13 protein-coding genes are annotated in these 16,368 nt (G+C 67.4%); 4 read left to right on the top strand and 9 right to left on the bottom strand.

What is annotated here, in order from left to right:
- Positions 1-120: 120 nt before the first annotated feature.
- Together ACIQCZ_RS28150 and ACIQCZ_RS28155 are read right to left on the bottom strand one after the other, a co-directional pair.
- Complete coding sequence (locus ACIQCZ_RS28150; RefSeq protein ID WP_402285975.1) at positions 121-741, bottom strand: LysE family translocator; 621 nt, start codon at positions 739-741, stop codon at positions 121-123.
- A 298-nt stretch (positions 742-1,039) separates the two neighbouring features.
- Positions 1,040-1,897, bottom strand: coding sequence for an alpha/beta fold hydrolase (locus ACIQCZ_RS28155; protein ID WP_402285977.1), 858 nt, complete (start codon positions 1,895-1,897; stop codon positions 1,040-1,042).
- A 1,000-nt stretch (positions 1,898-2,897) separates the two neighbouring features.
- Here ACIQCZ_RS28155 and ACIQCZ_RS28160 point away from each other — a divergent pair.
- Positions 2,898-3,455 carry a DUF3291 domain-containing protein gene (locus tag ACIQCZ_RS28160; protein ID WP_402285980.1) on the top strand — a complete coding sequence of 186 codons (558 nt, stop codon included), beginning with the start codon at positions 2,898-2,900 and terminating at the stop codon, positions 3,453-3,455.
- 133 nt (positions 3,456-3,588) lie between these two features.
- Here ACIQCZ_RS28160 and ACIQCZ_RS28165 read toward each other — a convergent pair whose 3' ends face one another.
- The 7 genes from ACIQCZ_RS28165 to ACIQCZ_RS28195 form a co-directional block, all read right to left on the bottom strand.
- Positions 3,589-3,768: a hypothetical protein gene (locus ACIQCZ_RS28165; RefSeq protein WP_402285982.1), complete on the bottom strand. Its 180-nt coding sequence runs from the start codon at positions 3,766-3,768 to the stop codon at positions 3,589-3,591.
- A 439-nt stretch (positions 3,769-4,207) separates the two neighbouring features.
- The gene (gene sbnA / locus ACIQCZ_RS28170) at positions 4,208-5,215 is read right to left on the bottom strand and encodes a 2,3-diaminopropionate biosynthesis protein SbnA (RefSeq protein WP_402285984.1); all 1,008 of its coding nucleotides are present in this window, start codon (positions 5,213-5,215) and stop codon (positions 4,208-4,210) included.
- Positions 5,216-5,428: 213 nt separating this feature from the next.
- Complete coding sequence (gene sbnB / locus ACIQCZ_RS28175; protein WP_402285987.1) at positions 5,429-6,499, bottom strand: 2,3-diaminopropionate biosynthesis protein SbnB; 1,071 nt, start codon at positions 6,497-6,499, stop codon at positions 5,429-5,431.
- Positions 6,496-7,500: a TauD/TfdA family dioxygenase gene (locus tag ACIQCZ_RS28180; RefSeq protein WP_402285990.1), complete on the bottom strand. Its 1,005-nt coding sequence runs from the start codon at positions 7,498-7,500 to the stop codon at positions 6,496-6,498. The genes sbnB and ACIQCZ_RS28180 overlap by 4 nt, the downstream gene beginning before the upstream one ends.
- A 23-nt stretch (positions 7,501-7,523) precedes the next feature.
- Positions 7,524-10,778: an amino acid adenylation domain-containing protein gene (locus ACIQCZ_RS28185; protein ID WP_402285993.1), complete on the bottom strand. Its 3,255-nt coding sequence runs from the start codon at positions 10,776-10,778 to the stop codon at positions 7,524-7,526.
- Positions 10,779-10,841: 63 nt separating this feature from the next.
- Positions 10,842-13,370 (bottom strand): Pls/PosA family non-ribosomal peptide synthetase, encoded by a 2,529-nt coding sequence (locus ACIQCZ_RS28190; protein ID WP_402285994.1) that lies wholly within the window; start codon positions 13,368-13,370, stop codon positions 10,842-10,844.
- Positions 13,371-13,464: 94 nt separating this feature from the next.
- Positions 13,465-13,947: an IPT/TIG domain-containing protein gene (locus ACIQCZ_RS28195; RefSeq protein ID WP_402285996.1), complete on the bottom strand. Its 483-nt coding sequence runs from the start codon at positions 13,945-13,947 to the stop codon at positions 13,465-13,467.
- Between the two features lie 618 nt (positions 13,948-14,565).
- Here ACIQCZ_RS28195 and ACIQCZ_RS28200 point away from each other — a divergent pair.
- The 3 genes from ACIQCZ_RS28200 (at position 14,566) to ACIQCZ_RS28210 (ending at position 16,268) form a co-directional block, all read left to right on the top strand.
- Positions 14,566-14,865, top strand: a complete 300-nt coding sequence (locus ACIQCZ_RS28200) for a transposase (protein WP_402285998.1) — start codon at positions 14,566-14,568, stop codon at positions 14,863-14,865.
- Between the two features lie 14 nt (positions 14,866-14,879).
- Positions 14,880-15,404, top strand: coding sequence for a hypothetical protein (locus ACIQCZ_RS28205; protein WP_402286001.1), 525 nt, complete (start codon positions 14,880-14,882; stop codon positions 15,402-15,404).
- A 579-nt stretch (positions 15,405-15,983) separates the two neighbouring features.
- Positions 15,984-16,268, top strand: a complete 285-nt coding sequence (locus ACIQCZ_RS28210; RefSeq protein ID WP_376272286.1) for a type II toxin-antitoxin system Phd/YefM family antitoxin — start codon at positions 15,984-15,986, stop codon at positions 16,266-16,268.
- The last annotated feature ends 100 nt before the right edge of the window (positions 16,269-16,368 follow it).

Genomic DNA, 16,368 nt, shown 5'->3' on the forward strand with positions numbered 1-16,368 from the left:
CCCATGCTCCACATGCGCTTTGCACCTCAGAGCTTCCAACAGTAGGTAGTGGCGGAAAGAACGGTTGAGCACGTCACGCCTCGGCGGTCCGGTCAGACTTGACCACTGCGTCAGCCGTCGTCAGCTCTCGACAGCCATCCGAACACCGAGAAGGACCAGCACACTGCCGGAGACCCGCTCGAGGCGCCGGCGTACCTCGGCTCGGGAGATGATCTTCTTCATTCGGCCGACGAACCATACATATAGTCCGTAGTAGCCGACCTCGTAGACGGCCCAGACAGCCGCCAGGCCGATCATGGTGGGCAGATGAGGGGCGCCTGCGGGCACGAACTGTGGCAGGAAGGACATCGCGAACACTGCGGCCTTGGGGTTGGCGAGGTTCAGCAGCAGGCCCGAGCGGTAGGAAGCCCACCCCGAGCGCACGGCCCGTGCATCCTGGCTCTCCTCTTGTCCCCGCTCGCCACGGGCGTCCAGCAGAATCTTGACACCGAAGCCGACCAGAGTCACGGCACCGGCGATCCGCATGATGTCGTACGCCAACTGGGAGGCCGCGAGCAGTGCGGTGAGCCCGAGTGCCGCAATGGCACCCCAAAGGAAGACGCCGGTCTCGTTGCCCAGCACAGTGAGGAAACCGGCACGCCGGCTGTGCAGGGACTGCCGGATGATCAGCATCGTGCTCGGGCCGGGCGAGGCCGCGATCAGGGTGCAGGCGCCGAGAAAGGCGAAGAGGGTGCTCAGCATGCGCACCATCGTGGAGTCCCGTTGCCGATCGTGTCCATAACCCCCGCCTGGAGGGCGGGGCGAGACCATCGGATGCGGTGGCTGCGGGGGCGGGTATGCCGGCGGTGAGTGAACCAAGCGCGGCGGGTCAGGCTGCGGACGGTGATGACGGCGGCGGCCAGGGCGGGGAAGAGATCACCCCCGTTGCCACTGCGCCATCACACACCCCGGACACCACGCCTACTGGCGGACGCTCTTGTGAGACGGACCGCCGGGCAAGGGTGGGCCGCGCGGGACCGACAGCCGATGCGGAACCGGGTCAGCCCCAGAACTCCCGCAGGGCGGCGTTGACGGCGGCGTGCTCCTGGGTGTGCGGGTAGTAACCGGGCACCCGCAGGAAGCGGCCCCCGAGGGAGTCCGTGAGGGACTCGGCCACGGCCATGAGGGGGAGCCCCACGTGCTCGCGATACGTGGCCGGCGCGCGCTCCCAGGTTCCGCAGATCACCAGAATCGGCAGGGCGGCGCCCCGGACCACTTCCAGCGGGATCTCCGCCTCCCAGACGGGCCGCTCCCTCATGGATGTGGCAACGGCACGGAGCCGGCGCGACGTGGGCTCGGGCATGGTCATCCCCAACCCCTCGGTGGACGCACGTAGATACTGCTCCGGCGTGACGCCGTGCGGGATGCCCGGGGCACCGTCGCGCACCCGGTCGAGGAGGTCGGCGACGACTGGATGGTGCGCGGCGGCGGTGAAGGCGGAGGGCTGGATGAGGGCAAGGGAGCGGACGAGGTCGGGTCGGCGCGCGGCGGCGATGAGCGCGGCAACGGCGCCGTTCCCGTGCCCCACGAGGTGGGCTCCGCCGAGCCCCACGGCGGAGGCCTCGTCGCCGAGAACCTCCACGATGTCCTCGGCGTCGACGTCGAAATCGCTGCGCGCGGTGTCCGGACTGTCGCCGTAGCCCCGGCGATCCACCAGGAGGAGCCGCCGGCTGTCCGCGAGGGGCCGCTGCCCGGCAAACCCGTACGTGGAGTCGCTGCCCCAGGTGAAGATGTTGTGGATGAAGAGGGCGGGGGCAGCAGCGGCCGCCGGGGTCACCGGGGCCCCCGAAGCTGTCGGGGCCCGGCCTCCTTTGACCCGATCGCGGTCGTCCCACACGGTCACGTGCACGGCTGCCATGGGTCATCCTCCCGAAGCCGAGGAGCATCAACTCTCCTGAGACTAAGACCGACCGGCACATGGGGGGTGGAAGAAGGAGCGGCGCCGGGTGCGTGCGGCTGCAAGGCGGAGGAGGGAGGCAACGCGGAGGGGGCCCCTCCCATGCCTTTCGGGCTATGGGGGAGTTGTCGACCGACGACAACGCCGCAGATGCGCGTGCCCAGCCCTGCGACGCCGCCCCCCATTTGCCGGTCGGTCTTAACCTCGATCCACGGCTGATGCCTGTGGGCCGCAGGCGAGGACAGCATCGGTGACCTCGACGTCCCGCGGCACGGTGCGATGCCGGCCATGTTCGGCGGTATCCGTGCCGCCTCCACGCTCGGCACTTTCCTGCGCGCGTTCACCCGCGGCCATGCCCTCCAACTTCACGCCCCGCACAGGAGGTTCCAGGGTGCGCGCCGGCCGCGCATACCCCGCTGCTGGCCGGGGCCGATCAGATTGCGTTCATCGATGTCGATTCCACCCACAAACGCGTCTACGGCCGGACCAAGCAGAGCGCCGAGTACGGCCGGTTCAAAGGCATCCGCACCCTCCACCCGCTGCTGGCCACGATCTGCACTCCACAGTCCCGGCCGATGATCGCCGGAGTGCGGACGCGCCGCGGCAAGGCAGCCGACTCCGCCTGGAGCGTGGGAGCAGGGCCACCATCGCGACCCTTCGTGCCCACCTGATCCACGTCCCGGCCCGGATCGCCCGCGCCGCACGGCGCATCACCCTGCACCGACCCCCGCAATGACCGGAGCAAGAGGCCACTTGGACAGGGAAAACGCAACTTCGACAGGGCCCGCGGAGGCAGCTACCTTCACCTGGTCCTCGGCGATCGCCCACGGTCGCACAGGAGTTCCTTCAGGCTGAGCCACGCGCGACGGGACGAGTTGGTGACGCCCCACGAATCCTCGGCCCCCCATGCGTAAGCCACCGAACAGGGTCCACACCAAGCCCCCCGACCAGGGAGAGACGCATGCCCCAACTTGCGCTGTACACATTCGGCGTCCTGAAGTCACCTCTCGCCGATCCCGCACCTCTCACGCGCGAACTCCACGACAGCGGCGAGGCCATCTACCGGAAGATCAGCCAGCACCCCGGATACGTCGCTCGTGCCGAAGCGGCAGACGGCGACACGGGCACACACTTCGACTTGGACTGGGGTGCATGGGGAGAGTTCGCCGTACCGACCTGGTACGGCAAGGGCCATACGGTGGAAACCACCGCCCTGGCCGCGACCCTCTCACTCTGGACCGACCTGCGCCCCGCCTTCGACGCCATCTACACCGGTCTGCACCGTGAGGCGCTGAACAGGCGTTACGACTGGTTCGAGAGGACAGGACACCCGAGTCACGTGTTCTGGTGGGTCTCCGACGGCGTGACACCCACCTGGCAGGACGGGGTTTCCAGGCTGGAACACCTCCACGACCACGGCTCCGCGCCGCACGCCTTCACCTTCCACCACTCGTTCGACCCGGAGGGAACTTTGACCAGGATCGAAGGCATCGGACCCAAGAACGACCAGGTTCAATGACAAGGAAGCCTGAACGACTGGGTTCACTGTCGAACGCCTCGATTGAATGACGGCGAACAGATACGCCCGAGCTACGGCGGATCCGCCAGCTACCTGGGGCTTCGCCCTCTGCCTCGCGAGCACCGATCCGGGGTCAGGGCCCGTCGTCATCGGCAAGGTGATCGGTTCCCCGTACTGCCGCCACCGTGCCGAGGAGTTCAAGAAGTTCCTCATCAAGCTCGACAAGGAAGTCCCGGTCGGCCTCGAGGCCCACCTGGTGCCGGACAACCACGCCACCCACAAGGCCCCGGCCATCAACACCCGGCTGCTGCACACCCGCGTTCCACCTGCACTTCACACCCACCGGATCGTCCTGGCTCAACCTGGCGGAGCGATGGTTCGCCGAACTGACGAACAAGCAGATATGGCGAGGCGTCCACAGATCTCTCCAGTCCCTGGAGAAGGACATCCGGACCTGGAGCGCCGCCCGGAACACCGACCCCAGGCCCTACGTCCGGACCAAGACCGCAGACGAGATCCTCGAACGCCTCGCCAGCTGTCTGAACAGAATTCCTGACTCGGAAGACCAAGGGCTGTCCCGTAATCCCCGGCGGGCACGCGACGACAGCTACGGCACCTCGCCGCGTTGTCGGAACGTCCACATAAATCCAGTATGTGGACATCCCTCCGCCTTGTGATGCACCGCATCCGACGCCGCGCGCTGATCCACCGCGGATTACGGGACAGCTCATAACGGGGTCCGGCCGGCGGCCCTACGGTGTCACCGGCGAGGGGGCGGCTGCCCAGGAATCGGCGGCCCCCTTGTCGGAGTCGAGCACGTTCTCGCCGTAGAGACCCTGCAGCCATTTGGTCTGGTAGATGGTGTCGAGGTAGCGCTCGCCGAGGTCCGGGCCGATGGCCACTGCGGTGAGTTCGCGCGCGTCATGCCGGGCCATCCAGTCCGTTGCGGCGCTGATCACCGTGCCGGTGGAGCCGCCGAACAGGAATCCGCGCCTGGCCAGACGATGGCAGGCACGTATGGTGTCCGCCTCCTCGACACGAATCACCTCGTCGACATAGGACTCGTCGAGCAGCGGTGGGCGCATGCTCGTGCCCAGGCCGGGAATCATCCGGCGGCCCGGCGAACCGCCGAAGGATACCGAGCCGACGCTGTCCACCGCGATGATCCGCACCCGACGATGCCATTTCCGGAAGTAGCGCGCACAGCCCATCAGGGTCCCTGTGGTGCCGGCTCCGACGAACAGCACGTCCAGCTGTGGGAACTGACGTGCGATCTCCGGCGCGGTCGTGCGGTAGTGCGCCTTCCAGTTGCTCGGATTGGTGTACTGGCTGAGCCACACATACCGGTCGTCGGAGGCGCACAGCGCGCGGACGTAGTCCAGCCGTGCGCCGAGAAATCCGCCGTTGGCCTCCTGTTCGGCGATCACGTGCACCTGACTGCCCAACGCCTCCATCATCATTCTGTTGGACAGATTGACGCGGGCGTCCGTCACACACAGGAACCGGTAGCCCTTGCTCGCCGCGATCACGCTCAGCGCCACGCCGAGGTTTCCGGACGAGGACTCGACCAGGATCGATTCCGGCGTCAGGATTCCATCCCGCTCAGCGTCCTCCACCATCTCGGTCGCGGCCTTCAACTTGATCGAGCCGGCGAAGTTGAAGCCCTCACACTTCAGGAAGAGCGAGTGCCCGAAGATCGACCGGAGGTCGACATAGAGATCCTCTTCGTTGAAGGCGTAGGGAGCGGTAATGACAGGCACGATGGTCTCCTCTGTCTGGAGCAGAGCACTATCGGAACTTCCATCCGGCCGTGGGCGCGTTCCTCGCTTGCGCGGGCGAGACCCCGTGTCCAACCAGGCGGGAAGGGGCCCTGCGTCAGCGGTCGCTGTCTCATGTGTCAGGACCTGCCGCGACGTGACCGGCGGTCTCTCCTGGGATCAGCCTTGAAGGAGCCTCCTGGACTCTCGGCCTGCTCATCCGTACCGGCGCAGTTCGTGGAAGAAGTTGTCGACGACGTGCAACTCGCCGCGGCGAGCCACTTCGGTGTACACGTACTTGCCCACCGCGAGGTCTAGCACCCCGAGGCCGAAGGGCGAGAACACCACCGGCCGGTCCGTCGGCACCGTCACCCGCCCGGCCATCACGTCGTCCAGCGTGCCGTGCAGAAAGTCCCGGTTGCCCGTGAGTTGCTCGGCCAGATGCGGCGACGTGTCGGCCTTGAGACAGTGCTCGACGTCATCGACGATGTTGGTCGAGGCGAGCAGGATCTCCGGCGCGAGGTCGCGCAGCGACACATGCAGCACCAGCGGGTTGTGTGCGAACCATGACAGGTCACTGACGTGCGGCTGACCGGCGACCGTGGCGAAGACCACCAGGTCGCTGTTTCGGATCAACTGCTCGGCGCTGTCGTGCACGGTGATTCGGCCGCTGGTGCCCGACTGCTCCAGGTAGCAGCGGAAGCCTGCCGAGCTGTCGGCGGAGAGGTCGTGTACGCCGATCTCGTCGAACGACCAGCCGGTACCGACCAGGAAGGTGTGGATGTAGCGGGCGATCAGGCCCACCCCGAAGAACCCGACACGCGTCGGTCGCGACCGGTCGCGGCTGAGCCAGTCGGCCGCCGACGCCGCCGACGCGGCCGTCCGGGTGGCGCTGATGATCGAACTCTCCAGGCAGGCGAACGGGTAGCCGGTGTCATGGTCGTTGAGGATCAGCACGGCCGATGCCCTTGGGATGCCGGCCGTCACGTTCTTCGGGAAGCTGGAGATCCACTTCAGGCCGTCCACCCGTGTGTCCCCACCGATCGAGGCGGGCAGCGCGATGATCCGGGAGGACGGGCGGTCGGGGAAACGCAGGAAGTACGACGGCGGGTTCACCGAATCACCGGCGCCGTGCACCCGGTAGGTGGCCTCGACCAACTCCGTGATCCGCTTCTCGCATCCGTGCAGCGTGCGCCGGACCTGGGCACCGGAGATCACCGCGAACGGTGGCACGGTGATCGGTGCGACGCTTGCGGACTCACTCGCGGTGGAATCGACAGTGGTCATCGCGTGGTCACCTCCACGGTCGGTGAGCAGTCGGCCAGACGCACGGGTTCGGCCATGGCGACGAGCACCTCGCGCGGTCCCTCGAAGGGCTCCCTGCTGTGTGCGGTGCGGACGTTGTCGACGAGCATCAGATCGCCGGCCTGCCACGGTTCGCGTGCGGTGTTCGTCTCGTAGACGCTGTTGAGCAGTTGGACGACGTCCTCGCCGATCGGGTCGCCGTTGCCGAATCGGGTGTTGAACGGCAACCCGTCGGCGCCGTAGACGTCCACCAAGTACTCGTGCACCTCGGGGGCCATCGTCCACTCGTTGAGGAACGCGATCTGGTTGAACCAGCAGCGTCGGCCGGTGACCGGGTGGCGGACCACGGCGCTACGGTGCTGTCTGGTGCGCAGTCCACCGTCGGGCTGCCATTCGAACGCGATTGCGTTGGCGCGGCAGTAGCGCTCGACGGCGCCCCGGTCGTCAGTGCCGAAGGCCTCGGCGACGGACGCGCCGATCTCGTCGTTGTAGCTGCGGGTGAGCAGCCAGCCCTCGCGCCCGAACCGCTCGGTCAACTCGGTGGGAAGCGCGTTCAGCACGGTCGGTGAGTCGGCCACCGCGGTCGCCCCGCCGTCGGTGGGCGCGCTGAGGCAGGCGAACATCATCAGGCCGGGGAACTCGAGCGTGTAGCTCAGTTCGTGGTGCATACACATGGGCTGGTTCGACGGCCACTTCGATGAGGAGTACAGCCCGTCGGAGTAGGCCTGCCGGGGTGCGAAGGCCTCCTGTTCGGTCATCAGTCCGGTGGCCAGCTTTGAGAAGACGGCTCCGGTCTCGGCCGCATCGCGCAGTCCGAGGCCACGGACCAGGACCGAACCATGCTCGGCGACGACTGCGCGCAGCGCGTTCCGGTGCTCGGCCGCCCAGGCCGGCGCGTCGCCGGTGGCCTCGGCCCGCACCCGTGGGGGTGCGCCGGAATTCAGTTCCACGTCGGCCAGCAACGCCGTGGATGTGAACGGCATCTCGTTTTCCTTTCAGCTGATATTCAGGAAGAAGCGGACAATTCGGCGGCTTGCAGCACGGCCTTTGCTGCCTCGGCCGGACGGGTACGCAGGAAGTAGTGGCCGCCGTCGGGGAGCTCGTGCAGGTCGACCTGCTCGGCAAGAAGCAGCCAGTCGAGGTACCGGCGCAGGTACTCCGCCGTGTGCGGGTCGTCCGCGGCGACGACCACGGTGACCGGCGCGGAGAGCTTCTGCGCCGGCGGGTGCTCCAGGACGTCGGCGAAGTAGTGGTGCGCGGACAGGCAGTCGTGCCGGTAGGCGGCGCCGACGTGCTCGGCGTGCTGCGCACTCAGCTCACCGAGCGAGGTGTGGCCGCCGTGCGTGCTCAGGCTCGCGGCGATCTCGGCGTTGCTCCGTCCGGTCAGCTCGGCGATGGTGGCGCGCCGGTCGTCGGCGTCACCGAGCAGTTGCGCGCCGAGGAACACCCGTTGGACGTCCACCCCGCGCTCCCGCAGCTTTCTGGCAGTCTCCACGGCCGGCGCGGTTCCCGAGGAGTGGCCCCACAGCAGGACCCGGGTCAGGCCACGCTCGGTGATCTCGTCGACGACCTGCTCGACCACCTGCGTCATCGGCACGAGCGACTCGCTGTCGGCGGTCACGTCGTGACCGGGCAGCTCGACGGCGTAGACCGCCGGCCCACCGTCCGGCAGCGCTCCGGCCATCTGCTGGAAGTTCACCGCGTTGCCGCCGGCGTAGGGGAAGCACACCAGGGCTGCGGTCTGCGCACCGTCCGGTTCCGACAGCGGCTGAAGCAGCCCGGTACGCCGAACGGACCTGCCGTCGATCAGCCCGGCCAGATCGGCGAGGATCGGGTGACCGGTGACATCCTTGAGGGACACCGCACGGTCCAGGACGATGGCCAGCTTTACTGCCGACAGCGACGTGCCCCCCCGGTCGAAGAAGTGGTCCCGCCGTCCGACCTGGTCCTGCGGGATGCCGAGGACCTGCGCCCATGCGGCCGCCAACTGCTGTTCGGTCGGCGTATCCGGCGCGCGGTAGTCGTCCCGGACGACGTCGAGTTCCCCGGCCAGTGCCTGCAGGGTCCTTCTGTCGATCTTGCTGTTGGCCGTCAGTGGCAGAGCCTCCCGCCAGTGAAAGGCCGACGGGACCATGTACGCGGGCAGCGACTCACCGAGCCGGTCCGGCAGGACGTCGGCATCGAGCGGCCGCCGACCGGAGTAGAACGCCACCAGGTGCTTGCTCCGGTCGGCCCGCTCGGTGACCACGACCGCACCGTCGCGAACACCGGGCACCTTCAACAGGGCGTTCTCGATCTCGCCGATCTCGATCCGGAAGCCACGGATCTTCACCTGGGTGTCGCGGCGGCCGAGGAACTCCAGCTTTCCCTCGGGCGTCCAGCGGCCGTAGTCGCCGCCCCGGTAGAGGCGGGCGCCCTCACGGTGCGGATCGGCCAGGTAGGCCTGCCGGGTGCGCTCGGGGTCGTTGACGTATCCGCGGCCGACGCAGACGCCGGAGAAGACAATCAGGCCGGGGGCACCGAGCGGCACCGGGATCAGGTGCTCGTCGACGACGTAGACATGCACGTTGTTGACCGCGGGACCCAGCAGGACCCGGTCTCCGTCGGGCACGCATTCCATGACCTCGTGATTGGTGTCGTCCGAGGTCTCGGTCAGCCCGTAGGCGTTGACCAGCTTGATCCCGGGCTGGGCGGCGAACCAGCGCTGCACGAGCTCCTTCTTCAGCGCCTCGCCCGTGACCGACACGCACCGCAGGTCCGGCAGCTCGCGGGGGTGCTGCTTCAGCCAGGACACGACCACGTCCAGGTAGGAGGGTACGACCTGGAGGACGGCGACCCGGCCGTCGACGATCTTGTCGACGAACCGCTGGACGTTCAGGATCACCTCCTGCTCCACCAGTAGGGTCCGCCCCCCGACCAGGAGTCCGGACACCAACTGCCACAGCGAGATGTCGAAGCACTGGGGTGCGGTCTGGGCGACCACCTGTCCCTCGCCGATCCCCAGATCGTCGATCTTGGCGTAGAGGTGGTTCAGCATGCCCGCGTGCTCGCACATCGCACCCTTGGGCTCACCTGTGGAGCCGGAGGTGAAGTAGATGTAGGCGAGCTGGTCCGGTGCGATGCGGAGGCCCAGATCATCGTCGGCGTGGTCTTCCTCGTAGGCCGCGCGGACGAAGAGTTTTTGGACTCCGGACAGCGAGTCGAGGGCCTGGTCGAGCGTGGTAGTGCTGCCGGGTTCGGTCAGCACGAGCCCGCACGCGGCGCGGGACAGCATGGTCGCGAGACGGTCGGCCGGGAAATGCGGCTCGATGGGCAGATACACGCCGCCGGCCTTGAAGACCGCGAGGACGGCGGCCATCCAGTCCAGGTTGCGCTCGGTCACCACTGCGACGACACCTTCGGGGCGCAGCCCCCGCGCCAGCAGGGCTCGTCCCACCCGGTTGGCGTGTGCGTTGAGTTCCCGATACGTCAGTTGCCGCTCCCCATGCACCGCGGCGACGGCGTCCGGGTGTGCCGCCACCCGCTGCTCGAACAGTTCGTGGAACCGGTGGTCCGGCAGTTCCCGGCGTGGGCCGGCGAGTGATTCGAGCTGGAAATGGAGTTCCCCGGCGGAGAGCAGGTTCTGCCGCCCGTGCTCGGCGTCCGGATCGGCGGCGATCAACGCGAGTGCGGTGAGGTGATAACCGGCGATCCTGACGGCGCAGTCCTCGTCGAGCGCGTCGGTCCGATAGCGCAGCCGCAGCACGAGGCGGCGGCCACGTTGCGAGAATCCCACCCACAGCATGGTGCTACCGGCGACTTCGCCGCCCACGCCGTGCGGATCGAACACAGCCTCGATCGACGGCTCTGCCAGGCCCAGTTCGCATCTGAGCTCATCGACCGGGTAGTCCTTGTGACACACCAGGTCCGACGCGACTCGATGAGCGTCCAGCAGCAGCGTCCGCCACGAGTCGGGCTCGGTCGTCAGCCGGCAGAGCAGCGGTCGGCCGCCCTCAGCGGTGACGTATCCGGTTGCGACCTCGTGCTCGCCGGACAGCGCGGCGAGCACCTTGGAGTGCGCTGCCAGCAGCACCGAGTCGAGTGGTACCGCCAGGTCCTCGGCCAGTCGGCCCAACGCCGCGACGACGTCGTCCGGGATCGGCGCCTCGTGTTCGCCGATACCCTTCTCCGGATTGAGCGTCCACCGCGGGATTTCGGTGGATCCTCCGGCGACGAGCACATCGCGCCAGAACTCCCGGTCGGCCTGCGCTTGCATTCCCATCTGGTCGTACCTCTCCATTCGCCTTCGCCATCGTGCTGTTCAGCGCCGACAAGGGCGGAGCTGCTATTTCGTCCGCGTCAGCGCCTCGGGCTGATCAGGGGCGTCTCGCATCTCCGTGGCGGGGTTTCCTCCCCAGCGTGCGTGCTGCGGGACCTCCTCGCCCTTCATGAGGAAGGAGTCGGGTGCGAGCACCGCGCCCGTGCCCATCGTCACGCCGTAATGGACGTGGGCTCCCACGCCGATGGTGCAACCGGCGCCGAGGGTGCTGCGATCGGATTTGAAGGTGCCGTCCTCCTGCGAATGGCACTGGATCTTGCTTCCCGCATTGAGCGTGCAGTCGTTCCCGATGGTGGTGAGCGTCCGCTCCGTCACATAGCAACCGTCATCGAAGACCCTGCTGCCGATCCGAACCCCCAGCATCCGCCAGATCACGTTCTTGAAAGGGGTGCCGTTGAAGATGTCCAGGTAGGTGTCGGGCACCTTCCAGAGGCGCTCGTGCCACCAGAAGTACGGTTCGTAGATGGAGCACACCTGCGGTTGCAGCGCGCGGAATGCCGCGATGCCGCGCTCCACCAGTACGAAGTAGACAGCGGTGAACCCGAGGCTGAGCACCAGGAACGCGGCGATCAGCACATGCCCGTAGGAGTCGTACAGCTCGGCGTTCGCCAGGCCGAGCATCGTGAGCACGAAGAAGTGCAGCCACCGCACGAGCAGGAAGAAGATCATCGAGCGGATGTTGTAGCGGTTCTTCGCAGCGAGGTTGCGGCGCAACTTGTCGCCGGCGCGGAGATGGTCGAACCGGGAATCGCGCTCGACCGACCGGGGAATCTCGAAACACGGCGAGCCGAGCAGGCCCACCCCCTCGCGCACCTCGCCTTCGAGCGGAACCATCACCTTCGTCGCGAGGAGACAGTTCTCACCTGTCCTCGCCCCCGAGGGAAAGGCGATGTTGTTCCCGAGGAAGTTGTGTGACCCGATCGAGGCCCGGGACACCCGGAAGGACGTGCTCGAATAGTCGGCGTTGATGATGGAGAGCCCGTCGGCGACCATCGTTCCGCTCCCGACCGAGCACAGAAACGGGGTGTCGTGCTGCACTTCCGTGCCGAAGTTCGACCCCGTCTGCTCGACCCGGGACAAGTCGTATCCGATGCCGCGCAAGTAGTGGACGATGTAGGAGCTGTCACCCAACAGCCATGTGAAGAACTTGATGTTGGTCATGCGCCCGATCGCCCGGTGCACCGAGTAATGAAACCCGTACAGCGGATAGATCTTGTTCGGCTTGACAACCAGGTTCAGCAGGCGCGGAACGGTGAACATCACGGCCAGGCCCACGACGACGAAGCCGAAGAACAGCAGCAGGGAAAGGAGCAGCGCGTCGATGTAGAAATCCAGTGACGTGAGCTCCACCGTGCCTGAGCCCAGCCGGTTGTGCAGCGCCGGGAGGAGGGGCACCAGCATGTACGCGCCCCCGACGAACAGTGGCACGTAGACGAAGAGCAGCTGCAGCACGGTGATGAGGCCGAAGCCGGCCCGGCGCAGCGTGCCGCATGCGGCCGGCCCGATCCTCAGGTAGTCGTGCTGCGTGACCTGTGCCGGGGACCCGTGCCAGCTCTGACCGTCCGGGACCGCCTGGCCGCTGTACAGCGTGGACGTGTGGCCGAGCTGGGCCCCGTCGCCCATCGACGTGTCGATGTCGAGCACGGTCTTCTCGCCGATGAACACGTCCCGGCCGAGGGTGACCCGGCCGGTCTGGATACGCCCGGCGTGTGCCCGGTAGCAGAGGAAGAACGAGTCTTTGCGGATCACGGTGCCGGCGCCGACCGTGAGGAGGTCGGTGCACACCGGAACGTTGCGGGAGAGGATCGTGACCCCTTTGCCGATCCGTGCGCCCAGCGCTCGCAGGTACAGCACGTACAAGGGATTGCCGACGAAGAAGATCATCGGGTTGGCGTGGATCAGCACTTTGACGGTCCAGAAGCGCAGATAGGTCAGACCCCAGACCGGGAAACTTCGTGGTGTCCACCGGCCGACGAGGAGCCATTTGGCTGCGATGGGGAAGGTGCACAGACCGACGAAGCCGATGCCTCCGAAAACGAACGACCGCAGGTAGACATCGATCACATCCGACCCGGCGGAGACCCATGTGTAGCCTTGGTTGGCAACAAGTCCGGCGAGGAATAAGTATCCCAGGAAAAGCAGGAACTGCAGGGTTCCGCAGAGGGCGTACCGCACCGTGCCGACTGGGGTCACCACCTCGGACGGCGTCGGGACCGACGGCTCGACGGGAGCTGCTTTCGCGAGCCCCGTCGCCAGACTGCGGATCGTCGGGTGCCGGTAGATGTCCTTCATCGACGCCGAGGGAAGGTCTGCTCGCTTTCTGACCCGTGCGCAGAAATGAGCCATCACCAATGAGTTGGCGCCGAGGTCGTCGAAGAAATGGCTGTCGATCGACACCTGTTCGACGCACATGACGTCGGCCAGCACCTGGGCGAGGCTTTCCTCGATGCCGGTCTCCGGACCGGTGAATCTGCTTGTATCGATTGCGGATTCATCCGGCCCGGACGTCAGGACGTCGTGGGATTTCTCCTCCATGCAGAGCTCCTTGAGGAACTGTCGAGTACCGTCGCCATTATGGTGGGCGCTTCGTACTCGCGATTTTCGATGGCTGGAGCGAGTGGTCCGGGAATCACGAGGTCGGGGTCTGCCGTCCGGATCCCGAACCGCTGCCTCGGTCCTGGCTGTCCACCGTCGGGCTGCCACTCGAACTCGGTCGCATGGCCCCGTAGTGGCCCTCCCGGTTCACTCCTCGCTCAGGATCCTGCCCGGCGGGACGGTGATGAGTTGCGCGTGCGACTCGCCGTGCTGCATGCGAGTGGTCCGTTCCTGATCCGGGAGGAGTTGCGCCGGGGTATGGGGCGGTGACGGTGGCCCCGACCGTGCCCATGCCCGAGGGGGAGACAGCCGTGACCCGGGTCGGGGATACCTGGGTGAAACCGGCGGCCGGTTTGCTGCCGAATTCCACCTTGGTCGTGTTGGGCAGGTTCGTTGCCGTGATGGTCACCATGGTTCCGCCGCCGGTGTCGCCCTGGTTGGGAGAGAGACATGTACAACGCTCCTTGTTCTCCGATGGAACGTAAGGGGACCGGCGGAGCGCGCCCGGCCCAAGCATTCGGCTTCCGCCGGAAAGGTCGGATGTCGACGAAGTCAAGTGACGCCACGTGTGGTAGCACGCAATTGTCGGCACTGCCGAGAGTCCGGGGGGAGCGGGCGCATAAGGCTGGGACCCGGCCCCGGGCCCCGGTTGCCGGAACTTCTTCCCGGGCACGAAAAAGTACCGGCAAGCGCTGTCTATTCTCAACTTCCTCGGCTAGGGATGTGCACCCCGCCCGTTCACCATTTCAGTGACCCACAGGGAGATTTGAGGAGCAAGGCTCATAACCGCGTATCACCCGAAGGTAGTAGTGGCCCGTCTTGTGCGAGCGGATGGCGGCTCGGTACCGCCGGACGGCCACGGGCCTGCACCATTTCGATGTGGATCAGCCCTTTCCCATGCCGTTCGCCACCCGGTCGCAAGGGCTGGGACCCGGCGCCGACTTGACTCTGTCGGGAACCTCGGAGTTTCCCGGTGCGCCGGCCTGATCAGCGGGCGTGCCCGTGGCTGTTTCGAAGTTCGATGCAGTTGTCGAGGCGTCAGTTGTCGCCCTGTCCTCGTTCCGGTGAGCAGGTCCCCTCTCCGACCGCGCAGATCGCGCGGGCGAGCAACCCAGCCGGTACGACGGCGATGTGGGTGGGAGACCGGCTGGACGGGCTGTGGTCCGACGAGGACTTCGCGGGCTGGTACCCGCGTGACGGACTCCCCGGCATCTTGCCCGCCCCACCGGCCACCGTCTGTGTGCTGCAGTTCCAGCGCGGCCTGCGGGACCGTCAGGCAGCGGAAGCGGCCCGCTGCCGCATCGATTTCAAGTACGCCCTGGCCACGGAGCCGGCCGATCCCGGCTTCCACCGCAGCGTGCCGGCCGACCTCTGTGATCGCCTCGCCCGTGCGACCGCGCCGACCGCCTGTTCGATCTGGCGCTCGCGCGCCTGAAGGAGGCCGGACTCGTGCGCGAGCGCACCACGCGGCGCACCGACTCCACCCACGTTCCGGCCGCGGTGCGCGACCTGACCCGGCCGGAACTGGTCACCGAAGCTGTCCGTGCCGTGCTGGAAGAGGTGGCCCGCACCGCTTCGCACCCGCTGACCGGCGGGCACATCATCAGATGGAAGGGGGTTTCCGCGCATGTCACCGAGACATGTGCTTCCGACAGCGTCAACGTGATCACGGACGTGGCCACCACCTCGGCTGCCGCGAACGACGGCCAGGCCCTGCCCGGAATCCACACCCGTCTGGCGCGTCGCGGGCTGCTGCCTGCCGAACACCTGGTCGACGGCGGCTACACCTCTCTGGTCCACCTGGAACGAGCCGCCCGCGAACACCAGAACACCGTCAGCGGGCCACTGCCGGGCAACCCCACCCGCCGGCGCCGCAGGAACGAAGGCTTCGACCGGGACGACTTCCCATCGACTTCGACCGCTGACAGGTCACCTGCCCCGGGGCCAGGTCAGCAAGAGAAGGCTGTCCCGTAACGATCGCGCAGCACAGCGGCACAGGTCGTTGCCGACCGACTGAGGGGTCGGTTCAAGCCCTTCGCCTCCGTCCGCACGGTGAAGTCGCCGATGGTCGGCCCGGACCAGGGGGCTGACCCGGTGCAGCAGGGCCTCGATCCGCCCGTGGCCGGCCTGCTGCGTGCTTGTCCGGCCTGGGACCCGGCCGAACGCCCCGTACCGGCGGAGCTCGAGACTGCGCTGTCCAGCCTGCCCGGTGGGGTGCCGCCCCGGCCGCCACCCGCGCTCGCCTCGGAGATCGCCCGCCATGTGCGCCCGGTATGTCGGCCTCGGTGAGCCGCCCGCCGACGCCTTCGGGCCGGCCGGGAGACCTCACGGCCAGGACATCCGGCTGCACCGGCCCGATCGCGTCATGTGAGGCGTCGATCCCCGCTGAGACCCGCCAGGATTCAGGGCGACCGGAACACGCTTCGTCTCACCTCGTCTCCCACATCTCTCGCAGACGAGAGCGCACGGGAGCACGCGAGCGACTCCGGCCTGGATGATCGCTGTCGCCACGGACCACGGCGGACCTGGTGGACATTACATAGGCTGGGGAGCATGGCCTACGAGATTCCGGTGACGCAAGCCCGAGCTGAGCTCGCCGAACTGATCAACCGCGTCGTCTACGGCGGTGAGCGAGTGGTCGTGACGCGGCACGGCAAGCCGCTCGTGGCCCTCGTATCGGCCGCTGACCTGGAGCGACTGGAGAACGATGAGGCGGCCGCGGAGGAGCAGGTGATCAGCTCCGTCTCCTCGATCGGCTCCTCGGTGTCCGCTCCCGGCGAACGGCGGCGCTTCGGTATCGCGGCGGAGCACCGGGGGCCTGACGAGCCGGGCCGCTGAGCGTCGGCCGAGGTCCGCGGCGCGTGGGCGCCGCGAGGGTGGCCGGTACGTGGCCGCGATCCCCATGCTCCGGGGAGGACACCGATGGCCGCCCGACGGC

Source organism: Streptomyces sp. NPDC093149 (assembly GCF_044754145.1).
In the GTDB taxonomy this organism is placed as follows: domain Bacteria; phylum Actinomycetota; class Actinomycetes; order Streptomycetales; family Streptomycetaceae; genus Streptomyces.

Bases quoted from the DNA above. Each gene is read 5' to 3' on its own strand.
- ACIQCZ_RS28150 (WP_402285975.1), bottom strand. From the start codon at position 741: ATGCTGAGCACCCTCTTCGCCTTTCTCGGCGCCTGCACCCTGATCGCG.
- ACIQCZ_RS28155 (WP_402285977.1), bottom strand. From the start codon at position 1,897: ATGGCAGCCGTGCACGTGACCGTGTGGGACGACCGCGATCGGGTCAAA.
- ACIQCZ_RS28160 (WP_402285980.1), top strand. From the start codon at position 2,898: ATGCCCCAACTTGCGCTGTACACATTCGGCGTCCTGAAGTCACCTCTC.
- sbnB (WP_402285987.1), bottom strand. From the start codon at position 6,499: ATGACCACTGTCGATTCCACCGCGAGTGAGTCCGCAAGCGTCGCACCG.
- ACIQCZ_RS28180 (WP_402285990.1), bottom strand. From the start codon at position 7,500: ATGCCGTTCACATCCACGGCGTTGCTGGCCGACGTGGAACTGAATTCC.
- ACIQCZ_RS28185 (WP_402285993.1), bottom strand. From the start codon at position 10,778: ATGGGAATGCAAGCGCAGGCCGACCGGGAGTTCTGGCGCGATGTGCTC.
- ACIQCZ_RS28190 (WP_402285994.1), bottom strand. From the start codon at position 13,370: ATGGAGGAGAAATCCCACGACGTCCTGACGTCCGGGCCGGATGAATCC.
- ACIQCZ_RS28195 (WP_402285996.1), bottom strand. From the start codon at position 13,947: ATGCTTGGGCCGGGCGCGCTCCGCCGGTCCCCTTACGTTCCATCGGAG.
- ACIQCZ_RS28210 (WP_376272286.1), top strand. From the start codon at position 15,984: ATGGCCTACGAGATTCCGGTGACGCAAGCCCGAGCTGAGCTCGCCGAA.